Below are 19,991 nucleotides of genomic sequence, written 5' to 3'. Positions count from 1 at the left end.
CGCGACCCGCCGCGCGGAAGAAAAGGAACATGCTAATCAACTGCGTCGCGTATCAAGGCGGCAAGAAACTGGCAGACGTCACGGTCGAAGCCATCAGCGACTATCTGGCGAAGCCCGAGTGTTTCGTCTGGGTCGCGCTCAAGGATCCCGACGCCGGCGAAATGGCGGCGATGAAGGAGGAGTTCGGCCTGCATGCGCTCGCCATCGAAGACGTGATGAACGGCAACCAGCGGCCGAAGATCGAAGAATACGGCGACACGGTCTTCAGCGTGCTCCACACGCTCGAACTCGACGACGACGGCGAAGTCATCATAGGCCAGGTGAACGTATTCGCCGGCCCCAATTTCGTGCTCTCGGTTCGCCACCGCGCGCAGCAGGGTTTCACCGACGTTCGCGCGCGCTGCGAGCGCGAACCCGAATTGCTGCGCGAAGGCTCCGGGTTCGTGCTCTACGCGCTGATGGACAGCGTGGTCGACCGCTACGCGCCCGTGCTCGAAACGCTCTCCAGCGAGATCGAGGAACTGGAGGACCGCATCTTCGACAAGCACGACCTCGCGGGCTCGCGCGCGATCATCGAGGATCTCTACTCGCTCAAGCGCCGTCTCGTGATCCTCGCGCATCACGTCACGCCGCTCGTGGATGCCGTCGGCAAACTCGTGGGCGGGCGCATTCCGCAGATCTGCGTGGGCATGCAGGCGTACTACCGCGACGTGTACGACCATCTCGTGCGCGTGTCCAACATGATCGACGCACGCCGCGAAATGATCGTCACGGCCATCCAGGTGAACCTCGGCATGATCTCGCTCGCGGAGAACGAGGTGACCAAGCGGCTCGGTTCGTTTGCCGCGCTGTTTGCCGTGCCGACGATGATCGCGGGTATCTACGGCATGAACTTCGAGCATATTCCGGAGCTGCATTTCAGGTTTGGCTACCAGATCTGCCTCGCGGCCATGCTCGTGCTCGATATCTTCCTGTTTTTCCTGTTTCGTCGTATCAACTGGCTTTGAAGCGGGCTCTGCGTCGCGGCGGGCGTTGTTGCGCCGCCGCATGGCCGCCAGCGACGCTAGTGACAGAGCGAAGTTGACATCGTTCAGCGCCTGCGCCGAGAATGGGCCGGCAGAAAACGTTTGCGCATAACCAGAAAGCAGGGCCCAGCCGGGCCCGACAAACCGGAGACTTCCAGACATGAACTCCCGCATTCGCCGCCGCATCCTTCTCGCCGCCAGCGCGCTCGCCACGACCGCCGTGACAGGCGCCTTGCCGCTCGCGGCCCGCGCCCAGGCGCCTCACAAGCCGAAGGTCGCGCTCGTCATGAAGTCGCTCGCCAACGAGTTCTTCCTCACCATGGAGACCGGCGCGAAGGACTATCAGAAGCACAACGCCGACCAGTTCGATCTCATCACCAACGGCATCAAGAACGAGACCGACACCGCCGCGCAAATCCAGATCGTCGAGCAGATGATCGTCTCGAAGGTCGACGCCATCGTGCTCGCCCCCGCCGACTCCAAGGCGCTCGTGCCCGTCGTGAAGAAGGCGGTGGACGCGGGCATCATCGTCGTGAACATCGACAACAAGCTCGATGCCGACGTGCTCAAGTCCAAGGATCTGAACGTGCCGTTCGTCGGCCCGGACAACCGCAAGGGCGCCCGCCTCGTGGGCGACTACCTGGCCAGGCGCCTGAAGTCGGGCGACCCGGTGGGCATCGTCGAGGGCGTGTCCACCACGACCAACGCGCAGCAGCGCACCGCGGGCTTCAAGGACGCGATGGACGCCGTGAGCGCGAAGATCGTCTCGACGCAGTCGGGCGAATGGGAGATCGACAAGGGCAACGCCGTCGCCTCCGCCATGCTCAATGAATACCCGGACATCAAGGCGCTGCTGTGCGGCAACGACAACATGGCGATCGGCGCCGTGTCGGCCGTGCGCGCGGCGGGCAAGCAGGGCAAGGTGTACGTGGTCGGCTACGACAACATCGCCGCCATCAAGCCCATGCTCAAGGACGGCCGCGTACTCGCCACCGCCGACCAGTTCGCGGCGAAACAGGCCGTGTTCGGCATCGACACGGCCTTGAAGGCGCTCAAGGAGCACAAGAAGCAGTCGGAGTTGTCGGGCATCGTCGAAACGCCCGTGGTGCTCGTCACGAAGTGAAGCGCTGCCGGCAGGCGCCACGCCGTGGCGCGGCGGTATTTGCGTGCGCAACGCAATAAGCGCTCAAGAATCTCGCTGCGCAGCCGTTATTTGTACCGGGATGGCCGCATGGGCGGCCGTCTTCCGCTGGGCGGCGTATCGCTGCCCGGCGCGCCGTTCGAGGCGCGCTCTACCGGAGCGTGCGGCGGCGGTGCGGACCCGCGGTATCCGGGCGGCGCGACTCACCGGTTGAACCCGGCGGCGCGGCTCGCGACTACAGGATCGTGATGGAAGCAAATGTCCCCGACGTAGCGTCGCCTGCGCCCGCCGTGCTTACGGTGACGGGCGTCGGCAAGACCTACGAGCAGCCGGTGCTCGCCGACGTCAGCCTCGCGCTGCACGCCGGCGAAGTGCTTGCGCTCACGGGGGAAAACGGCGCCGGCAAGAGCACGCTCTCGAAGATCGTGAGCGGCCTCACGGCGCCGAGCGCGGGCAGCATGAAGCTGATGGGCCAGCCCTACGCCCCGGCGAGCCGCCGCGAAGCCGAGGCGCTCGGCGTGCGCATGGTCATGCAGGAGCTGAACCTGCTGCCCACGCTGAGCGTTGCGGAGAACCTGTTTCTGGACCGCCTGCCGCAGTCGGGGCCGCTGCGGTTCGGCTGGATCGATCGCAGGCGGCTGCGCGACGACGCGCGGGCCGCGATGGCGCAGGTCGGGCTCGAGGCGATCGACCCCGACACGCCGGTCGGGGAGCTGGGTATCGGGCATCAGCAGCTCGTGGAGATCGCGCGCAACCTGATCGGCGGCGCCGGTGGCGCCGATGGTGCTGACGGCGGCGACATGCGCGTGCTGATCCTCGACGAGCCGACGGCCATGCTCACGGCCCGCGAGGTCGAGCTGCTGTTCGAGCAGATCGCGCGGCTGAAGGCGCGCGGCGTGGCGATCGTCTACATCTCGCACCGGCTCGAAGAACTCGAGCGCATCGCGCAGCGCGTCGCGGTGCTGCGCGACGGCAAGCTCGTGCGGGTCGATGCCATGGCCAACCTCACGCCCGCGCGCATCGTCGCGCTGATGGTGGGACGCGAGCTTGGCGAGCGCATCGATCTGGGGCAGCGGCGCATCGGCGCGCCGCTCCTGAAGGTGGACGGACTCACGCGCGCGAAGGCCGTGCGCGACGTGTCGTTCGAAGTGCGCGCCGGCGAGATTTTCGGCGTGTCGGGGCTGATCGGCGCGGGCAGGACGGAGCTGATGCGGCTCATCTACGGCGCCGACCGCATGGAGCGCGGCACGGTGGCGCTGGCGCCCACGCCGGGCGCGGCGCCGCAGCCGGTGCAGATCGCCTCGCCCGCCGACGCGGTTCGGCTTGGCATCGCGCTCATCACCGAGGACCGCAAGGGCGAAGGGTTGCTGCTGCCGCAGCCGCTCGCCGCGAACGTGACGCTCGGCAACGTGGGCGCGGTATCGCGCTATGGCGTGGTGGACGCGGCGCGCGAGACCACGCTGGCGCGCACGCAGATCGACGCGCTGCGAATCCGCGCGTCCGGACCCGCGCAGCCGGTGGGCGAGCTGTCGGGCGGCAACCAGCAGAAGGTGGTGATCGGCCGCTGGCTCGCCCGCGACATCACGCAGTCGATGCGCGTCGTGCTGTTCGACGAGCCCACGCGCGGCATCGACGTCGGCGCGAAGTTCGACATCTACGCGCTGATGGGCGCGCTCGCGCGCGAAGGCCGGGCGCTCGTGGTGGTGTCGAGCGACCTGCGCGAGCTGATGCTGATCTGCGACCGCATCGGCGTGATGTCGGCGGGCAAGATGACGGCCATCTACGGTCGCGACGAGTGGAGCCAGGACAAGCTGCTGGCCGCCGCGTTCGCGGGGCTGCGCGCCGAGGATGCGCTGGTCGCGAACGCGTGCGATCTGCCGGAGATGGGCGAGGTGCCGCCACACGTGGAAACGCGCAAGCCGCAGGAACGCAACGACGACCCACGAGGGAGCGCTTCATGACGAACGATCCGTTGCGCGGGCAACCGTCCCCGCAGGGCGACGAAAGCGGTGGGCGTACCCGTTCGGCCGAAATCGCGCCGGCCGCGGCGCCCGGGCCGGCGCCGCATGCCATGCAGGCGAGCGGCAAGCCCGTGGGGACGCGCTTTGGCTTTTCGAACTATCTGGGCCTCGCGCTCGCGCTGATCGCGATGATCGTGTTGTTCTCGCTGCTGAGTTCGCACTTCCTCACGTACGATACGTTCAGCACCATCGCGAACCAGATTCCCGATCTCGTGGTGATGGCCGTGGGCATGACCTTCGTGCTGATCATCGCGGGCATCGATCTTTCGGTGGGCTCGGTGCTCGCGCTCGGCGCTTCGGTGGTGAGCGTGGCGTCGCTCAAGTGGGGCTGGGGCGCGCTGCCGGCGGCGCTGCTCGGCCTCGTCGCCGCGGCGGCCACCGGCACGCTCACGGGCGCGGTGACGGTGGGCTGGCGCATCCCGTCGTTCATCGTCTCGCTCGGCGTGCTCGAAGCGGCGCGCGGGCTGGCGTACCAGATGACGAATTCGCGCACGGCGTATATCGGCGACGCGTTCGACTTTCTCTCGAACCCGATCGCATTCGGCATCTCACCGGCGTTCCTGATCGCGGTGGCGGTGATGGTGATCGCGCAGCTCACGCTGACGCGCACGGTGTTCGGACGGTATCTGATTGGTATCGGTACCAACGAGGAAGCGGTGCGCCTGGCGGGCGTCGATCCGCGGCCGTACAAGGTGATCGTGTTCGCGCTGATGGGCGCGTTTTCGGGGCTCGCGGCGCTGTTCCAGATTTCGCGCCTCGAAGCCGCCGATCCGAACGCCGGCGTGGGGCTGGAATTGCAGGTGATCGCGGCCGTGGTGATCGGCGGCACGAGCCTGATGGGCGGGCGCGGCTCGGTCATCAGCACGTTCTTCGGCGTGCTGATCATCTCGGTGCTGGCCGCGGGGCTCGCGCAGATCGGCGCGAACGAGCCCACCAAGCGCATCATCACCGGCGCGGTGATCGTCGTGGCGGTCGTGCTCGACACTTACCGCAGCAGGCGAAGTCGTAGAGGCAGCAGGGCATAACAATTTTTCGAGGGCGCGGTCCGCAATGCAGCGCGGGCCGGCGGAAATGACCGGGGAAGCGACGCCAGACCAAACCAACAACGGGCGCGCAGAGAGCCGGCAGCAACAGGGCAGCAAAAAAGCAGGAGCAACATAAATATGGCGACGATCAAGGATGTGGCCGCCGTGGCGGGGGTATCTTTCACGACGGTGTCGCATGTGGTGAACAATTCGCGTCCGGTGTCGGCGGACGTGCGGGCCAAGGTCGAGCGTGCGATCCGCGACCTGAACTACGTGCCGTCCGCGGTGGCGCGCTCCCTTAAGGCGCGTGCCACGGCGACCGTGGGTCTGCTCGTGCCGAACGGCACCAACCCGTATTTCGCGGAGCTTGCGCGCGGGGTCGAGGACGCCTGCGCGCGCAAGGGCTACTGCGTGTTCTTCTGCAACTCCGACGACGACCCGGCCAAGCAGCGTAGCTACCTGCGCGTGCTGCAGGAAAAGCGCATCGACGGCCTCATCGTCGCCTCGGCCGGCGACGACGCCGTGCTGGCCTCGACGCTTGCCGATACGCGCGAGCCGATCGTCGTCATCGACCGCAACATCGAGGGGCTCGACGCCGATCTCGTGCAGATCGACCACGAGCGCGGCGCCTGGCTCGCCACGCGGCATCTGCTCGAACTCGGGCACTCGCGCATTGGCTGCATCACCGGGCCGGTGACGACCGCGGTGAGCGCGATGCGCATGCACGGCTTCCTGCGCGCCATGTCCGAGCGCGGCGTGGAGATCGCGCCGGGGGCGATCGTCGAAAGCGACTTTTCCGGCGCGGGCGGTTACCGCGCGGCGGCGCAACTGTTCGACAGCGTGCGGCCGACCGCGATCTTCGCCGGCAACGACATGATGGGCATCGGCGCCTTGCGCGCGGCCGCCGAGCGCGGCTTGCGCGTGCCGGGCGACTGCTCGATCATCGGCTTCGACGATATCGAGCTCGGCAACTTCACCTGGCCCGCGCTCTCGACGGTCGGCCAGCCGGCGCGTGCGCTCGGCGACATGGCGGCGCTCACGCTGATCGAGCGCATCGCGAACGCGCGCGAGGAAGGCGCGAGGGCGCGGCGCCGCGTCATGTCGCCTGCGCTGTTCGCGCGCGAATCGACGGGGCCCTGGGTCGGTGCCGAGGAGTACGCGCCGCTCGCGGCCTGAGGCAGGGTGGCTGTGGCGAAGGCGCAAGCCATCGAGGAGGCATCGTGACGACTGACGCAGCAAAGCCGACCGACGCGCGCGCTCGCGTGGCCGTGGTCGGCAGTCTGAACATGGATCTCGTCGCGCGTGCGCCGCGCTTGCCGGCTCCCGGCGAGACGCTCGCGGGCCATGCGTTTGCGCAGGTGGCCGGCGGCAAGGGCGGCAACCAGGCGGTGGCCGCGGCGCGCCTGGGCGCTCAGGTGGCGATGGTCGGCCGGGTCGGCGCCGACAGCAACGGCGAGGTATTGCGCGCGGGGCTGATGGCAGAAGGGATCGACTGCGGCGCGCTCGAAACCTCGCCTGGCGCGCCGACCGGCGTGGCGTTGATCATCGTCGACGACGCGAGCCAGAATGCCATCGTCATCGTAGCCGGCAGCAACGGCGAACTCACGCCAGAAACGATCGCGCGCCATGAAGCCGTGCTCGCGCAGGCCGATGTCGTGGTCTGCCAGCTCGAAACGCCCACCGTCGCCGTGGCAGCCGCGCTCGCCGCCGCACGGCGCCTGGGCAAGATCACCATCCTCAATCCAGCGCCCGCTACGGGGCCGCTGCCCGCGCAGTGGCTCCCGCTGATCGACTATCTCGTGCCGAACGAACTGGAGGCCGCCGCGCTCACCGGCTTGCCCGCGAGCACGCCCGAGGAGGCGGCGCGCGCGGCGTTGGCGCTGCGTGAAGCGGGCGCACGCAACGTGCTGGTGACGCTCGGGGCGCAGGGCGTATGCGCGCTGCTCGACGGCGCCGCGGCCGTCCATCTGCCCGCGCCACGCGTCAATGCGGTGGATACGACGGCGGCCGGCGACACCTTCATCGGCGGACTGGCCGCGCGCCTGGCTGCCGGTGCGCCTGCGCTCGAAGCCATCGCTTTCGCATTGCGCGCGGCGTCGGTTTCCGTCACGCGCGCGGGCGCTCAACCTTCCATTCCCACGCTCGCCGAACTCGCGGGCTGAGCGTATCCGCACGTCTCGCTGCCATACAAGCCATGGCCGGCCGCGGCATGGCTTATTCACCCCGCGCATGAATGCAGTCCGTTAATACTTCATACCATATACACATTTCAAGACCATGAAAACCTGTGCCGTAAACGCCTGTTAGAGCGACAACTCAATGTCGGGCGCTGGCCCGACCACACCACAAGCGTTGGGGGAGTCATGGGCAAGGGCATCAGTATCAAGGCGCGCATCGGCATCACGATGGGCTTTCTGGCGGCGTTGATCGTCGCGATCAGTGCGGTCGGGCTGCTGGGTCTCACGCGTTCGAACGACGCGTATCGCGAGACCTTCACCGACCAGATGCCGAGTTCGCACGCGGTCAACCTGGCCGAGATCTACGCGGCGCGCGAGCGTCTCGCGCTCGACCGGGCCGCCTTCGAACTGGGTACATCCGACGCCGCCGCAACGATCGACCGTGCACATATGCTGCGCGGCGTGTCGGACGACTTCTGGAAGAAGTACATGGCCTTGCCGCACGACGGCGAGGAAGCGCGCCTCGCCCAGGATGTCGGGGCCCGGCGCGAGGCCCTGCACCAGATCGCGGACCAGTTCATGACGACCGTCCAGTCGGGCGACCAGGCGAAGGTCGTGGCGGGCGCCAAGGCGCTCAAGGAAGCCTACGACGGGCTCTCGAAGGCCGACGCCGTGCTCGACAAATTCCAGATGACGCAAGCGCAGCAGGGCTTCGACGACGCCCAGGCCGCGTTCTCGGAACTGCGCATCGCGTGCATCGCGGCGCTGCTCGTGGGCATCGGCGCGGCCGCCTATTCGTTCTTCTCGCTGCGCCGCGCCATTGCGGAGCCGCTCGGCGAAGCGCTCGGCGCTTTCCATGCGATCGCCGCCGGCGATCTGCGCCGGCCCGTGGTCGTGCGCCGCAACGACGAGATGGGCGAACTGCTGGGCGGCGTCGCGCAGATGCAGCGCAGCCTCACCGAAACGGTGCGTTCGGTACGCTCGGGCACCGAATCGATCGCCACGGCCACGCGCGAGATCGCCGCGGGCAACCTCGACCTCTCGTCGCGCACCGAAGAACAGGCTTCGGCGCTCCAGCAGACCGCCTCGAGCATGGAACAGCTCACCGGCACCGTGAAGCAGAATGCCGACAACGCCCGCCAGGCCAGCGCGCTCGCCGCCAACGCCTCGGAAATCGCCAACAAGGGCAGATCGGTCGTCAGTCAGGTGGTCGGCACGATGGGCGACATCAACGACAGCTCCGCGAAGATTGCCGACATCATCACGATCATCGAGGGCATCGCGTTCCAGACCAACATCCTCGCGCTCAATGCGGCCGTCGAGGCGGCGCGCGCGGGCGAGGAAGGGCGCGGCTTCGCCGTGGTCGCGGGCGAGGTGCGCAGCCTCGCGCAGCGCTCGTCGGCGGCCGCCAAGGAGATCAAGGGGCTCATCGACACCTCGGTCGAGCGCGTGCAGGCGGGGTCGGCGCTGGTCGACGAGGCGGGCCGCACGATGACCGAGATCATCGCCGCGGTGCAGCGCGTGACCGACATCATGGGCGAGATCGCGGCGGCTTCGCAGGAGCAGTCGGGCGGCATCGACCAGGTCGCGCGCGCGGTCACGCAGATGGATGAGGTGACCCAGCAGAACGCGGCGCTCGTCGAGGAGGCCGCCGCCGCGGCGCAGTCGCTCGAAGACCAGGCGGGGCGCCTGCGCGAGGCCGTCGCGGTGTTCAACCTGGAGGACGCGGCGGGACGGGCGGCACCGGTGCCGCCCGTGCGGGCAGCTGCCAGGACGGCTGCCGTCCCGCGGGCTGTCACGCGCCCGGCAGCGGCCACCGGGGCTGCTGCGCCCGCGGCGAGGCGCGCGCCGCGCAGCACTCCGGCTCCCGCCTCCGCCCAGCCGGCCGCACGGCCCGCCGCGGCCCCGAGCGTGCCGGTGAGCGCGGTGGCGTCTGGCGCCGGTTCGAGCGGCGACTGGGAAACCTTCTGAGACTCCTCTGACCCGCCGCGCGGACCGTCCGCGCGCGAGTGCCAGCCGCTGCGCCGCAGCGGCTTTTTTTACGCCTTTGACCCCGTTGTGCGGCCCCGCCGTGCGCCATACGAGCGCCGTTACGGTACATTGTCAGCCGTGTCATCTGCGCGGCCCGGTCGGCGCGCTACACTGCGGCGCCCAGCGGTGCCCGCGAGCGGCATGGCGTCGTGCTGGACGGTTCAGCCCGCGCCGATGCCTGAGCGCGGCCCGTACGGGGTGGCGCCGCAAGGGGCAGGACCCGCGCCGCAGGGGCAAGGGAGGGCGCACCGCGCCAGGCAGGACGGATTGCGCCGGCATCGAGCGCCGGCGCCGCATGACAGCACAAACAAGGAACCCGACATGACGCATGACGATCTCACGCAACGCCTCGTGAATGCGCGCCGGCATCATCATCTGATCGAAACGCTGGAACCTGAGCGCGTGCCGCCGGACGCGGCCACGGCTTACGCGATCCAGCAGGCGGTGCTCGCCGGGCTCGAAACGACCACGGGCGGCTGGAAGGTGGGCGCGCGCGCCCCGGGCGGCCCCGCCTCGGGCGCGCCGATCCCGGCGCCGCTCGTGCACGCCTCGCCGGCGCGCTTCGAGCGCCGCCAGTTCTTCCGCGTGCTCGTGGAGCTGGAGATCGCCTTTCGTTTTTCGGAACCGATCGTCCCGCGCGCCGAAGCCTATGCGCGCGACGAGGTGCTCGCGCGCGTCGGCCAGATCCTGCCGGCCATCGAGATCGTCGATAGCCGTTTCGCGCAATGGCCCAACGTCGCGCCGCTCGCCCAGCTCGCCGATGCACAGAACAATGGCGCACTCGTGACCGGTCATGCGCTGCCGTACCCGGCGCTTGCCCGCGTGCTCGATTTCGTCGCGCCGGAGCTCGAACTGACGTTCGACGGCGCCTCGCTCGTGCCGGAGGCGCCGGGCAACCCCGCTGGCGATCCGCGCGAACTGCTGGTCTGGTTCGTCAATCATTGCGCCGCCATGGGCATCACGATCGAGCCCGAATGGACCATTACGACCGGCACTTATGTCGGTGCGCACCGCATCGATACACCGGGCCTCCTGCACGGCCACATCGACGGGCTGGGGGAAGTCGAAGTCGAGTTCGTCTAGGTCGCCCAGGGGCGCATCGCGCATCATGTAACTGTCGCACCTGTCATATTTGCTCTCACGAACGGCCGCCGCGCGCATTGCGCGGCGGCTTTATTTTTTTGTGCGCACTGCGTGGCTCATGGGTGTAAACCTGGCAACCTGTCACGGGCGTCATCTCCATCGCGCGTCGTTCGATCGGAGCGGGAAAACCACTACTGCCGACAGGGCCTGGCAGCGTCGGTTGGCATTCGCGCAGGAATGCGCGGCAGGTCACCGACGATGGCGAAATCGACGCGTAAAACGGGAAAAAAATCGCATTGACGCGTGCTCACAACATTGGCGTGGCAGTGCGCAATGCGAGCGCGCTCTGCGGGCTCGCGAACAAATCGTAACGAATGGGTGTGCACCGGCGCTGCACTGGTGCGTTGGATGAAGAGACGCTGCGTATGCCGTAGCGCCGGTCAGGCCGGATGACAAGGCGAAAAGCCGGTCGAACACCAGGTAAAAAGCGGCTTGCTGCGAATGCCCGGCCCGACGTAATTGGCCAACACGCAGGCACAGCATTTGGGAAGGAGCGTGACCCCGGTCTGAAATTTGCACCAGTGGGGAAGATCATTGTAAGTCGTTGTCTGGCGCCCTCCAAGCGCTCAATAATGCTTAGCTTTAGAGGGCACATCAGGCGCGATTTAACGGTGCGAAAAATTTCAAAAGGGTTTAGGATGAATTTGAGCGATGTCGTTTCCGAATAGCGCGCCGCGCACGACATCGGTCGCAGATCTCGGCGAGGAGGTAGCATGGATATCTACAGCAGCTTCGCGACCCGCTTCGAAAAAACGCGAGAGGAGGAGTTCTCGCTCGAGGAGTATCTCGCGCTCTGCAAGGAAGATCCCAATGCGTACGCCACGGCTGGCGAACGCATGCTGACGGCAATCGGCGAACCCGAACAGATCGACACCCGCAACGATCCGCGTCTGTCGCGCATCTTTGCGAACAAGGTCATCAAGGTGTATCCCGCATTCCGCGAGTTCTATGGCATGGAAGACGTGATCGAGCAGGTCGTCGCGTATTTCCGCCATGCGGCGCAAGGACTCGAAGAGAAGAAGCAGATTCTCTATCTGCTCGGTCCGGTGGGCGGCGGCAAGTCCTCCATCGCCGAGCGTCTGAAGCAGCTCATGGAGCGCGTGCCGTTCTACTCGATCAAGGGCTCGCCCGTGAACGAGTCTCCGCTCGGGCTGTTCGACTACGACGAAGACGGTCCGATACTCGAAGAGCAATACGGCATCCCACGCCGTTACCTGCGCAGCATCCTGAGCCCGTGGGCGGTGAAGCGCCTGCACGAGTACAACGGCGACATCCGCAAGTTCCGCGTGGTGCGCCGCTTCCCCTCCATCCTGCGCCAGATCGGCATCGCGAAGACCGAGCCTGGCGACGAGAACAATCAGGACATCTCGTCGCTCGTCGGCAAGGTGGACATCCGCAAGCTCGAGCAATACGCCCAGGACGACGCCGACGCATACAGCTACTCGGGCGGCCTGTGTCTCGCGAATCAGGGCCTGCTCGAATTCGTCGAAATGTTCAAGGCGCCGATCAAGGTGCTGCACCCGCTGCTCACGGCCACCCAGGAAGGCAACTTCAAGGGCACCGAAGGATTCGGGGCGATTCCGTTCAACGGCATCATCCTCGCGCACTCGAACGAGTCGGAGTGGAAGGCGTTCCGCAACAACCGTAACAACGAGGCACTGCTCGATCGTATCTTCGTGGTGAAGGTGCCGTACTGCCTGCGGTACTCGGAAGAGATGAAGATCTACGAGAAGCTGTTGCGCAATTCGTCGCTGGCCGAGGCCGTGTGCGCCCCGGGCACGCTGAAGATGATGGCGCAAATGTCGGTGCTCACGCGCCTGCAGGAGCCGGAGAACTCCAGCCTCTTCTCGAAGATGCAGGTGTACGACGGCGAAAACCTCAAGGACACCGATCCAAAAGCGAAGTCGTACCAGGAATATCGCGACTTCGCGGGCGTGGACGAAGGGATGAACGGGGTCTCGACGCGCTTCGCGTTCAAGATTCTTTCGCGCGTGTTCAACTTCGACTCGACCGAAGTGGCCGCGAATCCGGTGCATCTCATGTATGTGCTCGAACAGCAGATCGAGCGCGAGCAGTTCCCGCCGGAAACCGAGCAGAAGTATCTGTCGTTCGTGAAGGACGTGCTGGCCTCGCGTTACGCGGAGTTCATCGGCAAGGAGATCCAGACCGCTTACCTCGAGTCGTATTCCGAATACGGGCAGAACATCTTCGACCGCTATGTCACCTACGCCGACTTCTGGATTCAGGACCAGGAGTTCCGCGATCACGATACGGGCGAAAGCTTCGATCGCGCGGCGTTGAATGCCGAGCTCGAAAAGATCGAGAAGCCCGCGGGCATCAGCAATCCGAAGGACTTCCGCAACGAGATCGTGAACTTCGTGCTGCGCGCGCGTGCGGCCAACGCCGGCAAAAATCCGGCCTGGATCAGCTACGAGAAGCTGCGCGTGGTGATCGAAAAGAAAATGTTTTCGAACACGGAAGAACTTTTGCCGGTCATCTCGTTCAATGCGAAAGGATCGGCGGAAGAGCAGCGCAAGCACGAAGACTTCGTCAACCGCATGGTGGCGAAGGGCTATACGCCGAAGCAGGTCCGGTTGCTCTGCGACTGGTATCTGCGGGTGCGCAAGTCGTCGTGAACGTAGAGGCTTTATCGTCCGGGCACGCTGCCGCAGCTTTGCGGCGGCGCAAGCGGACCCCCGGCGGGGCGCAGGCGGCGTGGCCATGAGCGGGTGAACGCGGCACGCACGATGGCAGACGCGGCAATGAACACTGCGCACCTCGCCCATTCGCAACTGGAGCGGGAGACTGGATGTGCTTCATCAAATCATCGACCGCAGGCTAGCCGGAAAGAACAAGAGCATTGCTAACCGCGAGCGCTTTTTGCGCCGCGTGAAGAACTATATTCGTCACGCCGTTTCGGAAGCGGTGCGTGACCGCAGCATCAGGGACATACAGAGCAACCAGAGCATCACCATTCCGCGCAAGGACATCGCGGAGCCGTCGTTCCGGCACGGCCCCGGCGGCAAGCGCGAAATGGTTCACCCAGGCAACGAGGACTACATTCGCGGCGACCGCATTCCGCGCCCACAGGGCGGCGGGGGCGGTGGCGGCAGCCAGGCGAGCAACGAGGGCGAAGGTCAGGACGACTTCGTGTTCGAACTCTCCCGCGAAGAATTCATGCAGTACTTCTTCGACGACCTCGAACTGCCGCGCCTCGTCAAAACCCATCTCATGGCCGTGCCGACGTGGAAGAGCATCCGCGCGGGCTGGGCGGCCGAAGGCACGCCGAACAACATCGACGTCGTGAGATCGCTGCGCAGCGCGCTCGGCCGTCGCATCGCGCTCGGTGCGCCGCTCGTCAACGAACTGCACGAACTCGAGGAGCAGCTCGAAGCGCTCAAGGCCGACCCGGCCGACCGGCGCGAAGAAATCGCGCTGCTCGAAGAGCAGATTCATCATTTGCGCGGGCGCATCTGGCGCATTCCGTTCATCGACCCGTTCGATCTGCGTTACGTGAATCGCGTGAAGCAGCCGCAACCGTCGAGCCAGGCCGTGATGTTCTGCCTGATGGACGTGTCGGGCTCGATGGACGAGCAGCGCAAGGACTTGTCCAAGCGCTTCTTCATCCTGCTGTACCTGTTCCTCAAGCGCAATTACGAAAAGATCGAGGTGGTCTTCATTCGCCACCACACGCGCGCCGAGGAAGTGGACGAGGACACCTTCTTTCATTCCACCGAAAGCGGCGGCACGGTCGTGTCGAGCGCGCTGGAGCTGATGAAAAAAGTGATCGAAGACCGTTATTCGCCGAGCGACTGGAACATCTACGGCGCACAGGCTTCGGACGGTGACAATTGGACTGACGATTCGCCCAAATGCCGCAAGATTCTCGCGGATGACATACTGCCGCAGGTGCGCTATTTTGCGTATATTCAGGTGACGCCGGAGGAGCAGAACCTCTGGCTTGAATACGCGCAGCTCGCACTCACCGAACCGCATCTGGCGATGAAAAAAGTCGACACCGCGGCGGACATCTACCCGGTGTTCCGGGAGCTTTTCGAAAAGCAGGTGGAGCACTCATGACGACACGCCACCTGCACAATGAGGCGCGCGGCTACGAGCCGGAGCGCCGGAAGACGAGCGGCCACGAAAAAGGGCATCATGGCGAACACGGTGACGAGCGCAAGCCCGGCCACCACGAAGACGCCGAAGCGCCCGGACATGCCGCCGGGGCTGCTCGCCACAAGGAGCATGGGCTCGCCCAGCAAAGGGAAGTGCAAATGAACGTAGCCGACAAACGGCCGTTGCCGTGCCCCTCCGACTGGACCTTCGAACTCATCGAGGAGTACGACACTCATATCTCGCATGTTGCAGAGCAATACGAACTGGATGTCTATCCGATCCAGCTCGAACTGATCAGCGCCGAGCAGATGATGGACGCCTATGCGTCCGTCGGCATGCCGGTGAACTATCGCCACTGGTCGTTCGGCAAGCACTTTCTCTCCACCGAAAAGAGCTATCGCCGCGGCCAGATGGGTCTCGCCTACGAGATCGTCATCAACTCCAACCCCTGCATCGCGTATCTCATGGAAGAGAACACCATGACGATGCAGGCGCTCGTGATCGCGCACGCCGCGTACGGGCACAACTCGTTCTTCAAGGGCAACTATCTGTTCCGTCTCTGGACGGACGCGCACGCGATCATCGACTACCTCGTCTATGCGAAGAATTACATCGCCGAATGCGAGGAACGCTATGGTCTCGACCGCGTGGAAGAGTTGCTCGACTCGTGCCACGCGCTCATGAATTACGGCGTGGACCGCTACAAACGCCCGCAAAAGCTCTCGCTCGAACGCGAGGCCGCATTGCGCCGGGAACGAGAGGCTTATCTGCAGTCGCAGGTCAATGAGCTGTGGCGCACGCTGCCCAAGCAGCAAATGCCCGTTGCCGAGGAGATCGACGAGCGCTTTCCGCCGGAGCCGCAGGAAAACCTGCTGTATTTCGCCGAAAAGAACTCGCCGCTGCTCGAGCCGTGGGAGCGCGAAGTCATCCGTATCGTGCGCAAGATCGGGCAATACTTCTACCCGCAGCGGCAAACCCAGGTCATGAACGAAGGCTGGGCCACGTTCTGGCATTACACGCTGCTCAACACGCTTTATACGCAGGGCAAGCTCGAAGACGGCTTCATGATGGAGTTCCTGCATTCGCACAGCAACGTGATCTATCAGCCGCCGGTGACGAAGCCGTATTACAGCGGCATCAATCCGTATGCGCTCGGCTTTTCGATGATGAGCGACATTCGCCGCATCTGCGAAAGCCCCACGGAGGAGGACCGCAAGTGGTTCCCCGAGCTGGCCGGCAGTCCGTGGCTCAAGGCGTTGCACTACGCCATGCGCAACTTCAAGGATGAGAGTTTCGTGGCGCAATACCTGTCGCCGCATCTGATCCGCGAAATGCGGCTCTTCTCGGTGCTCGACGACGACATGCGCGACGCCCTCGAAGTCTCGGCGATCCACGATGAAAGCGGCTACCAGTACGTGCGCCAGGCGCTCTCGCGTCAGTACGACATGCATCATCGCGAGCCGAATATCCAGGTGTGGTCGGTGAACACGCGCGGCGATCGCAGTCTCACGCTGCGTCACTTCATGAGCGACAATCGTCACCTTTCGGGCGATACCGACGAAGTGCTGCGCCACATGGCGCGCCTCTGGCAATTCGACGTGTTCCTCGAAAGCGTGGACGAGAACGGCACGGTCCGAAAACGCTACGAATGCCGTTATGTGCCGCCGCCGATTCGCGTATAGCCATCGCGCTGCGAAACGCGGTTGAGCGTATCCGTCATGAGGCCAGCCCGCGGGCTGGCCTCTTTCATTGATGCCTGTGCAACGACGCTGCAATCGAACACGTACCGGAACGCCCATGCGCGCTAACATACTGCGCCAGTGAACCTGCAGCTAAAAAAACACCGCCCGCAGAGGCGGATTTCGAAAGGATGGCGTAATGGCGTTTGAACTGTTTCGCGGCGTGCGGCCGCTGTCTCGCGCGTCTGCATTGCGCGATGCGCTCGCCGGTGTGCAGCTTGCCTCGATGAACGTGCCGCAACTGCTCGGCTACGCGCGCATCGCGGGCATGCCTGCCGTAACCGGTCTGTACACGGGCTTTCTGCCGCTCGTTGCGTTCGCACTCTTTGGCGCGTCGCGTCATCTCGTGGTTGCCGCCGATTCCGCCACGGCCACCATTTTCGCGAGCCGTCTCACGACCATGGCGGCGCCCTCGAGTGCCGAATATGTCGCGCTCGCGGGCATGACCGCCTTGCTCACGGCCGTGATGTTGTTGATCGCGCGCCTGTTTCGTCTCGGCTTTCTCGCGGACTTTCTCTCGCGCACCGTCCTCGCAGGTTTTCTCACGGGCGTGGGCGTGCAGGTGGGCGTGGCGATGCTCGGCGACATGCTTGGCATTGCTGTCAATTCGCGCCGCACGGTCCTGCAGATCAAGCAGATCGTCACCCAACTGGGCGCGATTCACTGGCCGACGCTTGCCATCGCTGTCGTCGTCGTGGCCGCGATCCTGCTCTTCAAGAAGTTGCGGCCGCGCTGGCCGGTGCCGCTCGTCGCCGTGGCGGGGAGCATCGCCGCGAGCGCCATGCTGAACTTCGCGGGCCACGGCATTTCGGTGATCGGCCCGGTGCAGGGCGGCTTGCCGCGCCTGAGCTTTCCCGCGGTGGGCTGGTTCCAGATGATCGATCTGCTGCAGGTGGCGGCGTCGTGCTTCGTCATCATCGTCGCCCAGAGCGCGGCCACGAGCCGCGCGTTTGCCGAACGTTACGGCGAGCGCACCGACGAGGACACCAATCTCCTCGGCCTCGCGGCAGCCAACGCGGCGGCTTCGATTAGCGGCGCGTTCGTCGTGAACGGCAGCCTCACGCAGACCGCCATGGCCGATCAGGCCGGTGCGCGCAGCCAGTTCGCGCAGCTCGTGTTCGCGGGCGTCGTGCTCGTGGTGCTGCTGTTCTTCAGCCGCCTGCTGCAATACCTGCCGCATTGCGTGCTGGCCGCAATCGTCTTCACGATTGCCGTGGGGCTCGTCAACATTCGCCAGCTGATCGACATTCGCCGCGAAAGTCCCGGTGAATTCCGGCTCGCGGTGACGACGGCGCTCGCCGTCGTCGTGATCGGCGTGGAGAACGGTATCCTCATCGCAATCGGCCTGTCGTTGCTGCGGCACGTGCGCCATAGCTACCGGCCGCACACCATGGTGCTCGTGCCGAACGAGGAGGGGCACTGGCTGCCCGAACCCGCGCAGGCGGGCCAACTCACGGCGCCGGGGCTGATCGTCTATCGGTTCGGTGCTGACCTGTTCTATGCGAACGACCACCTGTTCGTCGACGAACTGCGCATGTTGATCGATCGGGCGCCGTCGCCCGTGCACTGCGTGGTCGTGGATGCGGGGGCGATTACCGATCTCGATTATTCCGCGGGGCGCGCCGTGATCGACCTCTGTGCGGAACTCGCGGAGCGCGGCGTGAAGGTGATTTTCGGGCGCGTGAACCGCTATCTGCTTGCGGACATGGATCGGCACGGCATCACGGCCGTGGTGGGCCGTGCGAATATCTTCCCGACGCTGCACGAAGCGCTCGCGGCGGTGCGTCCCGAGCTGGAGTCGCGCTCGGATGCGTGAGGCCCGTGTAGCCATGCTACAAACGAAAAGGCCATGTAGTGCGAAAAACGTGTGAAGCAGCTACATAAAAACGTCCAGAAAAACCCCGATTGCCCGTCGGAATTCGCCGCTGCTATTGTGCGCCTCAAGCGCTGTGGAAGCGCTTCCACTTCAACCCGATCCGGCTACCCAGAACGCATCGCCGGTGACTTCCGCGCAGGAGGCTTCGTGACTCAGGACACCGCATTGCCGCATTCCGCCGCCGCAGTTGCCGACGATCCGTTCACTCCGCCCGCCAGCTCCGCGCTGTGGCGCAGCGACTTCCTCCTGGGCGCGGCCACGGCTTCGTATCAGATCGAAGGCGCGATTCACGAGGACGGCCGCCTGCCGTCGATCTGGGACACCTTCAGCGCCACGCCGGGCAAGGTGCTCGCGGGCGACACGGGCGCCGTGGCCTGCGACCACTATCACCGTTGGGAGGCCGATCTCGACCTGCTCGAGAGCCTGAACTTCGAGGCCTACCGCTTTTCGATCGCCTGGCCGCGCGTGATGGACGAGAAGGGCCGGCCCAATGCTCAAGGCATCGCCTTCTACAAGCGCTTGCTGGAGCGCCTGCGGGAGAAGGGCGTACGCACCTTCGCCACGCTCTACCACTGGGATCTGCCGCAGCATCTGGAAGATCGCGGCGGCTGGCTCAATCGCGACACCGCTTATCGCTTCGCCGACTACGCGGACCTCATGAGCCGCGAACTGTCCGGCCTCGTCGACGCATGGATGACGCTCAACGAGCCGTGGTGCTCGGCGTACCTCGGCTACGGCAACGGCCATCACGCGCCGGGCCTCGCAAACGGCCGCTACGCCACCCAGGCCATGCATCATCTGCTGCTCGGACACGGCCTCGCCACCGGCGTGCTGCGTGCGAACGATCCGGGCTCGACCAAGGGCATCGTCGCCAACGTGGGGCGCGGCACGCCCGACTCGTCGTCGCCGGAAGATGTGCGCGCCGCGCGCCGCTTCGAAGTGCAGCACAACGCGTGGATTCTCGATCCGCTGCTCAAGGGCGCGTATCCCGACGAACTCTTCGAGCTGTGGCCGGGCACCGAGCCGCTCGTGCTCGAAGGCGACATGAAGACGATCTCGGCGCCGCTCGATTTTCTCGGCATCAACTACTATTTCCGCACCAACGTGAAGAGCGACGGTGCGCACGGCTTCGTCGAAGTGCCGCTGAAGGACGTCGAGCGCACGCAGATGGGGTGGGAGGTTCACCCCGACGGTCTGCGCGACCTGCTGATCGGTTTTGGCCGCACCTACGAGAACCTGCCGCCGATTTATATCACCGAGAACGGCATGGCTTCGGACGACCGCGTGCGCGACGGCGAGGTCAACGACACGCAGCGCATCTCGTTCCTCAAGCGCCATCTCGCCGCGGTGGACGCCGCGATCAAGGCTGGCGTGGATGTACGCGGCTATTTCGTCTGGTCGCTGCTCGACAACTTCGAATGGGCGTTCGGCTATGAGCGGCGCTTTGGCGTCGTGCATGTCGATTACGACACGCAGGTTCGCACGCCCAAGCGCAGCGCGGAACTCATCGCGCATTTCATCGCGCAGCGGCGCGCGCTCGATGGCGCTTGATGGCACATCGAGGGCGCTTGACAGGGTTACCGAGCAAGGGCAACAACTAGCGTGACAACCACGGCAGCGCATGCGACGCTCGGGCATGCCGTACGACGCGCCGTGGCCGACGAAACTTCCAACCCACAAGCTTTTGCAGACCA

The 19,991-nt window shown here is 65.5% G+C and carries 14 protein-coding genes; all 14 read left to right on the top strand.

From position 1 onward, the window contains the following. The first annotated feature begins 29 nt into the window (after nt 1-29). Entirely contained in the window at nt 30-1,007 is a 978-nt protein-coding gene (gene corA / locus AB4Y40_RS00760) for a magnesium/cobalt transporter CorA (protein ID WP_368686061.1), read from the top strand. A 178-nt stretch (nt 1,008-1,185) separates the two neighbouring features. Next, nucleotides 1,186-2,148, top strand: a complete 963-nt coding sequence (locus AB4Y40_RS00755) for a sugar ABC transporter substrate-binding protein (RefSeq protein WP_368686060.1) — start codon at nt 1,186-1,188, stop codon at nt 2,146-2,148. A 108-nt stretch (nt 2,149-2,256) separates the two neighbouring features. Next, nucleotides 2,257-2,415: a hypothetical protein gene (locus AB4Y40_RS00750; protein WP_368686059.1), complete on the top strand. Its 159-nt coding sequence runs from the start codon at nt 2,257-2,259 to the stop codon at nt 2,413-2,415. After that, nucleotides 2,415-4,127, top strand: a complete 1,713-nt coding sequence (locus AB4Y40_RS00745; RefSeq protein WP_368686058.1) for a sugar ABC transporter ATP-binding protein — start codon at nt 2,415-2,417, stop codon at nt 4,125-4,127. Before AB4Y40_RS00750 ends, AB4Y40_RS00745 begins: the two co-directional genes overlap by 1 nt. Beyond that, entirely contained in the window at nt 4,124-5,212 is a 1,089-nt protein-coding gene (locus tag AB4Y40_RS00740; RefSeq protein WP_368686057.1) for an ABC transporter permease, read from the top strand. Before AB4Y40_RS00745 ends, AB4Y40_RS00740 begins: the two co-directional genes overlap by 4 nt. Before the next feature lie 138 nt (nt 5,213-5,350). After that, complete coding sequence (locus AB4Y40_RS00735; RefSeq protein ID WP_368686056.1) at nt 5,351-6,388, top strand: LacI family DNA-binding transcriptional regulator; 1,038 nt, start codon at nt 5,351-5,353, stop codon at nt 6,386-6,388. Between the two features lie 44 nt (nt 6,389-6,432). Next, the gene (rbsK, locus tag AB4Y40_RS00730; protein WP_368686055.1) at nt 6,433-7,374 is read left to right on the top strand and encodes a ribokinase; all 942 of its coding nucleotides are present in this window, start codon (nt 6,433-6,435) and stop codon (nt 7,372-7,374) included. 201 nt (nt 7,375-7,575) lie between these two features. Then, the gene (locus AB4Y40_RS00725) at nt 7,576-9,360 is read left to right on the top strand and encodes a methyl-accepting chemotaxis protein (RefSeq protein ID WP_368686054.1); all 1,785 of its coding nucleotides are present in this window, start codon (nt 7,576-7,578) and stop codon (nt 9,358-9,360) included. Nucleotides 9,361-9,741: 381 nt separating this feature from the next. Further along, nucleotides 9,742-10,503: a 2-keto-4-pentenoate hydratase gene (locus AB4Y40_RS00720; RefSeq protein WP_368686053.1), complete on the top strand. Its 762-nt coding sequence runs from the start codon at nt 9,742-9,744 to the stop codon at nt 10,501-10,503. Between the two features lie 773 nt (nt 10,504-11,276). Next, nucleotides 11,277-13,199, top strand: coding sequence for a PrkA family serine protein kinase (locus AB4Y40_RS00715; RefSeq protein WP_069265701.1), 1,923 nt, complete (start codon nt 11,277-11,279; stop codon nt 13,197-13,199). A gap of 175 nt (nt 13,200-13,374) precedes the next feature. Continuing rightward, on the top strand, nt 13,375-14,643 hold the full coding sequence (locus AB4Y40_RS00710; protein WP_342921284.1) for a YeaH/YhbH family protein: 1,269 nt from the start codon (nt 13,375-13,377) through the stop codon (nt 14,641-14,643). Beyond that, the gene (locus AB4Y40_RS00705) at nt 14,640-16,364 is read left to right on the top strand and encodes a SpoVR family protein (RefSeq protein WP_368686052.1); all 1,725 of its coding nucleotides are present in this window, start codon (nt 14,640-14,642) and stop codon (nt 16,362-16,364) included. Before AB4Y40_RS00710 ends, AB4Y40_RS00705 begins: the two co-directional genes overlap by 4 nt. Nucleotides 16,365-16,560: 196 nt before the next feature. After that, nucleotides 16,561-18,237, top strand: a complete 1,677-nt coding sequence (locus tag AB4Y40_RS00700; RefSeq protein ID WP_368686051.1) for a SulP family inorganic anion transporter — start codon at nt 16,561-16,563, stop codon at nt 18,235-18,237. A 207-nt stretch (nt 18,238-18,444) separates the two neighbouring features. Next, complete coding sequence (locus AB4Y40_RS00695) at nt 18,445-19,848, top strand: GH1 family beta-glucosidase (RefSeq protein WP_368686050.1); 1,404 nt, start codon at nt 18,445-18,447, stop codon at nt 19,846-19,848. Nucleotides 19,849-19,991: the final 143 nt, after the last annotated feature.

The organism is Paraburkholderia sp. EG287B (assembly GCF_040965595.1).
Lineage (GTDB): Bacteria > Pseudomonadota > Gammaproteobacteria > Burkholderiales > Burkholderiaceae > Paraburkholderia.
The sequence above is the reverse complement of the archived record's forward strand: the minus strand, read 5'-3'. Positions and strand labels throughout refer to the sequence as shown.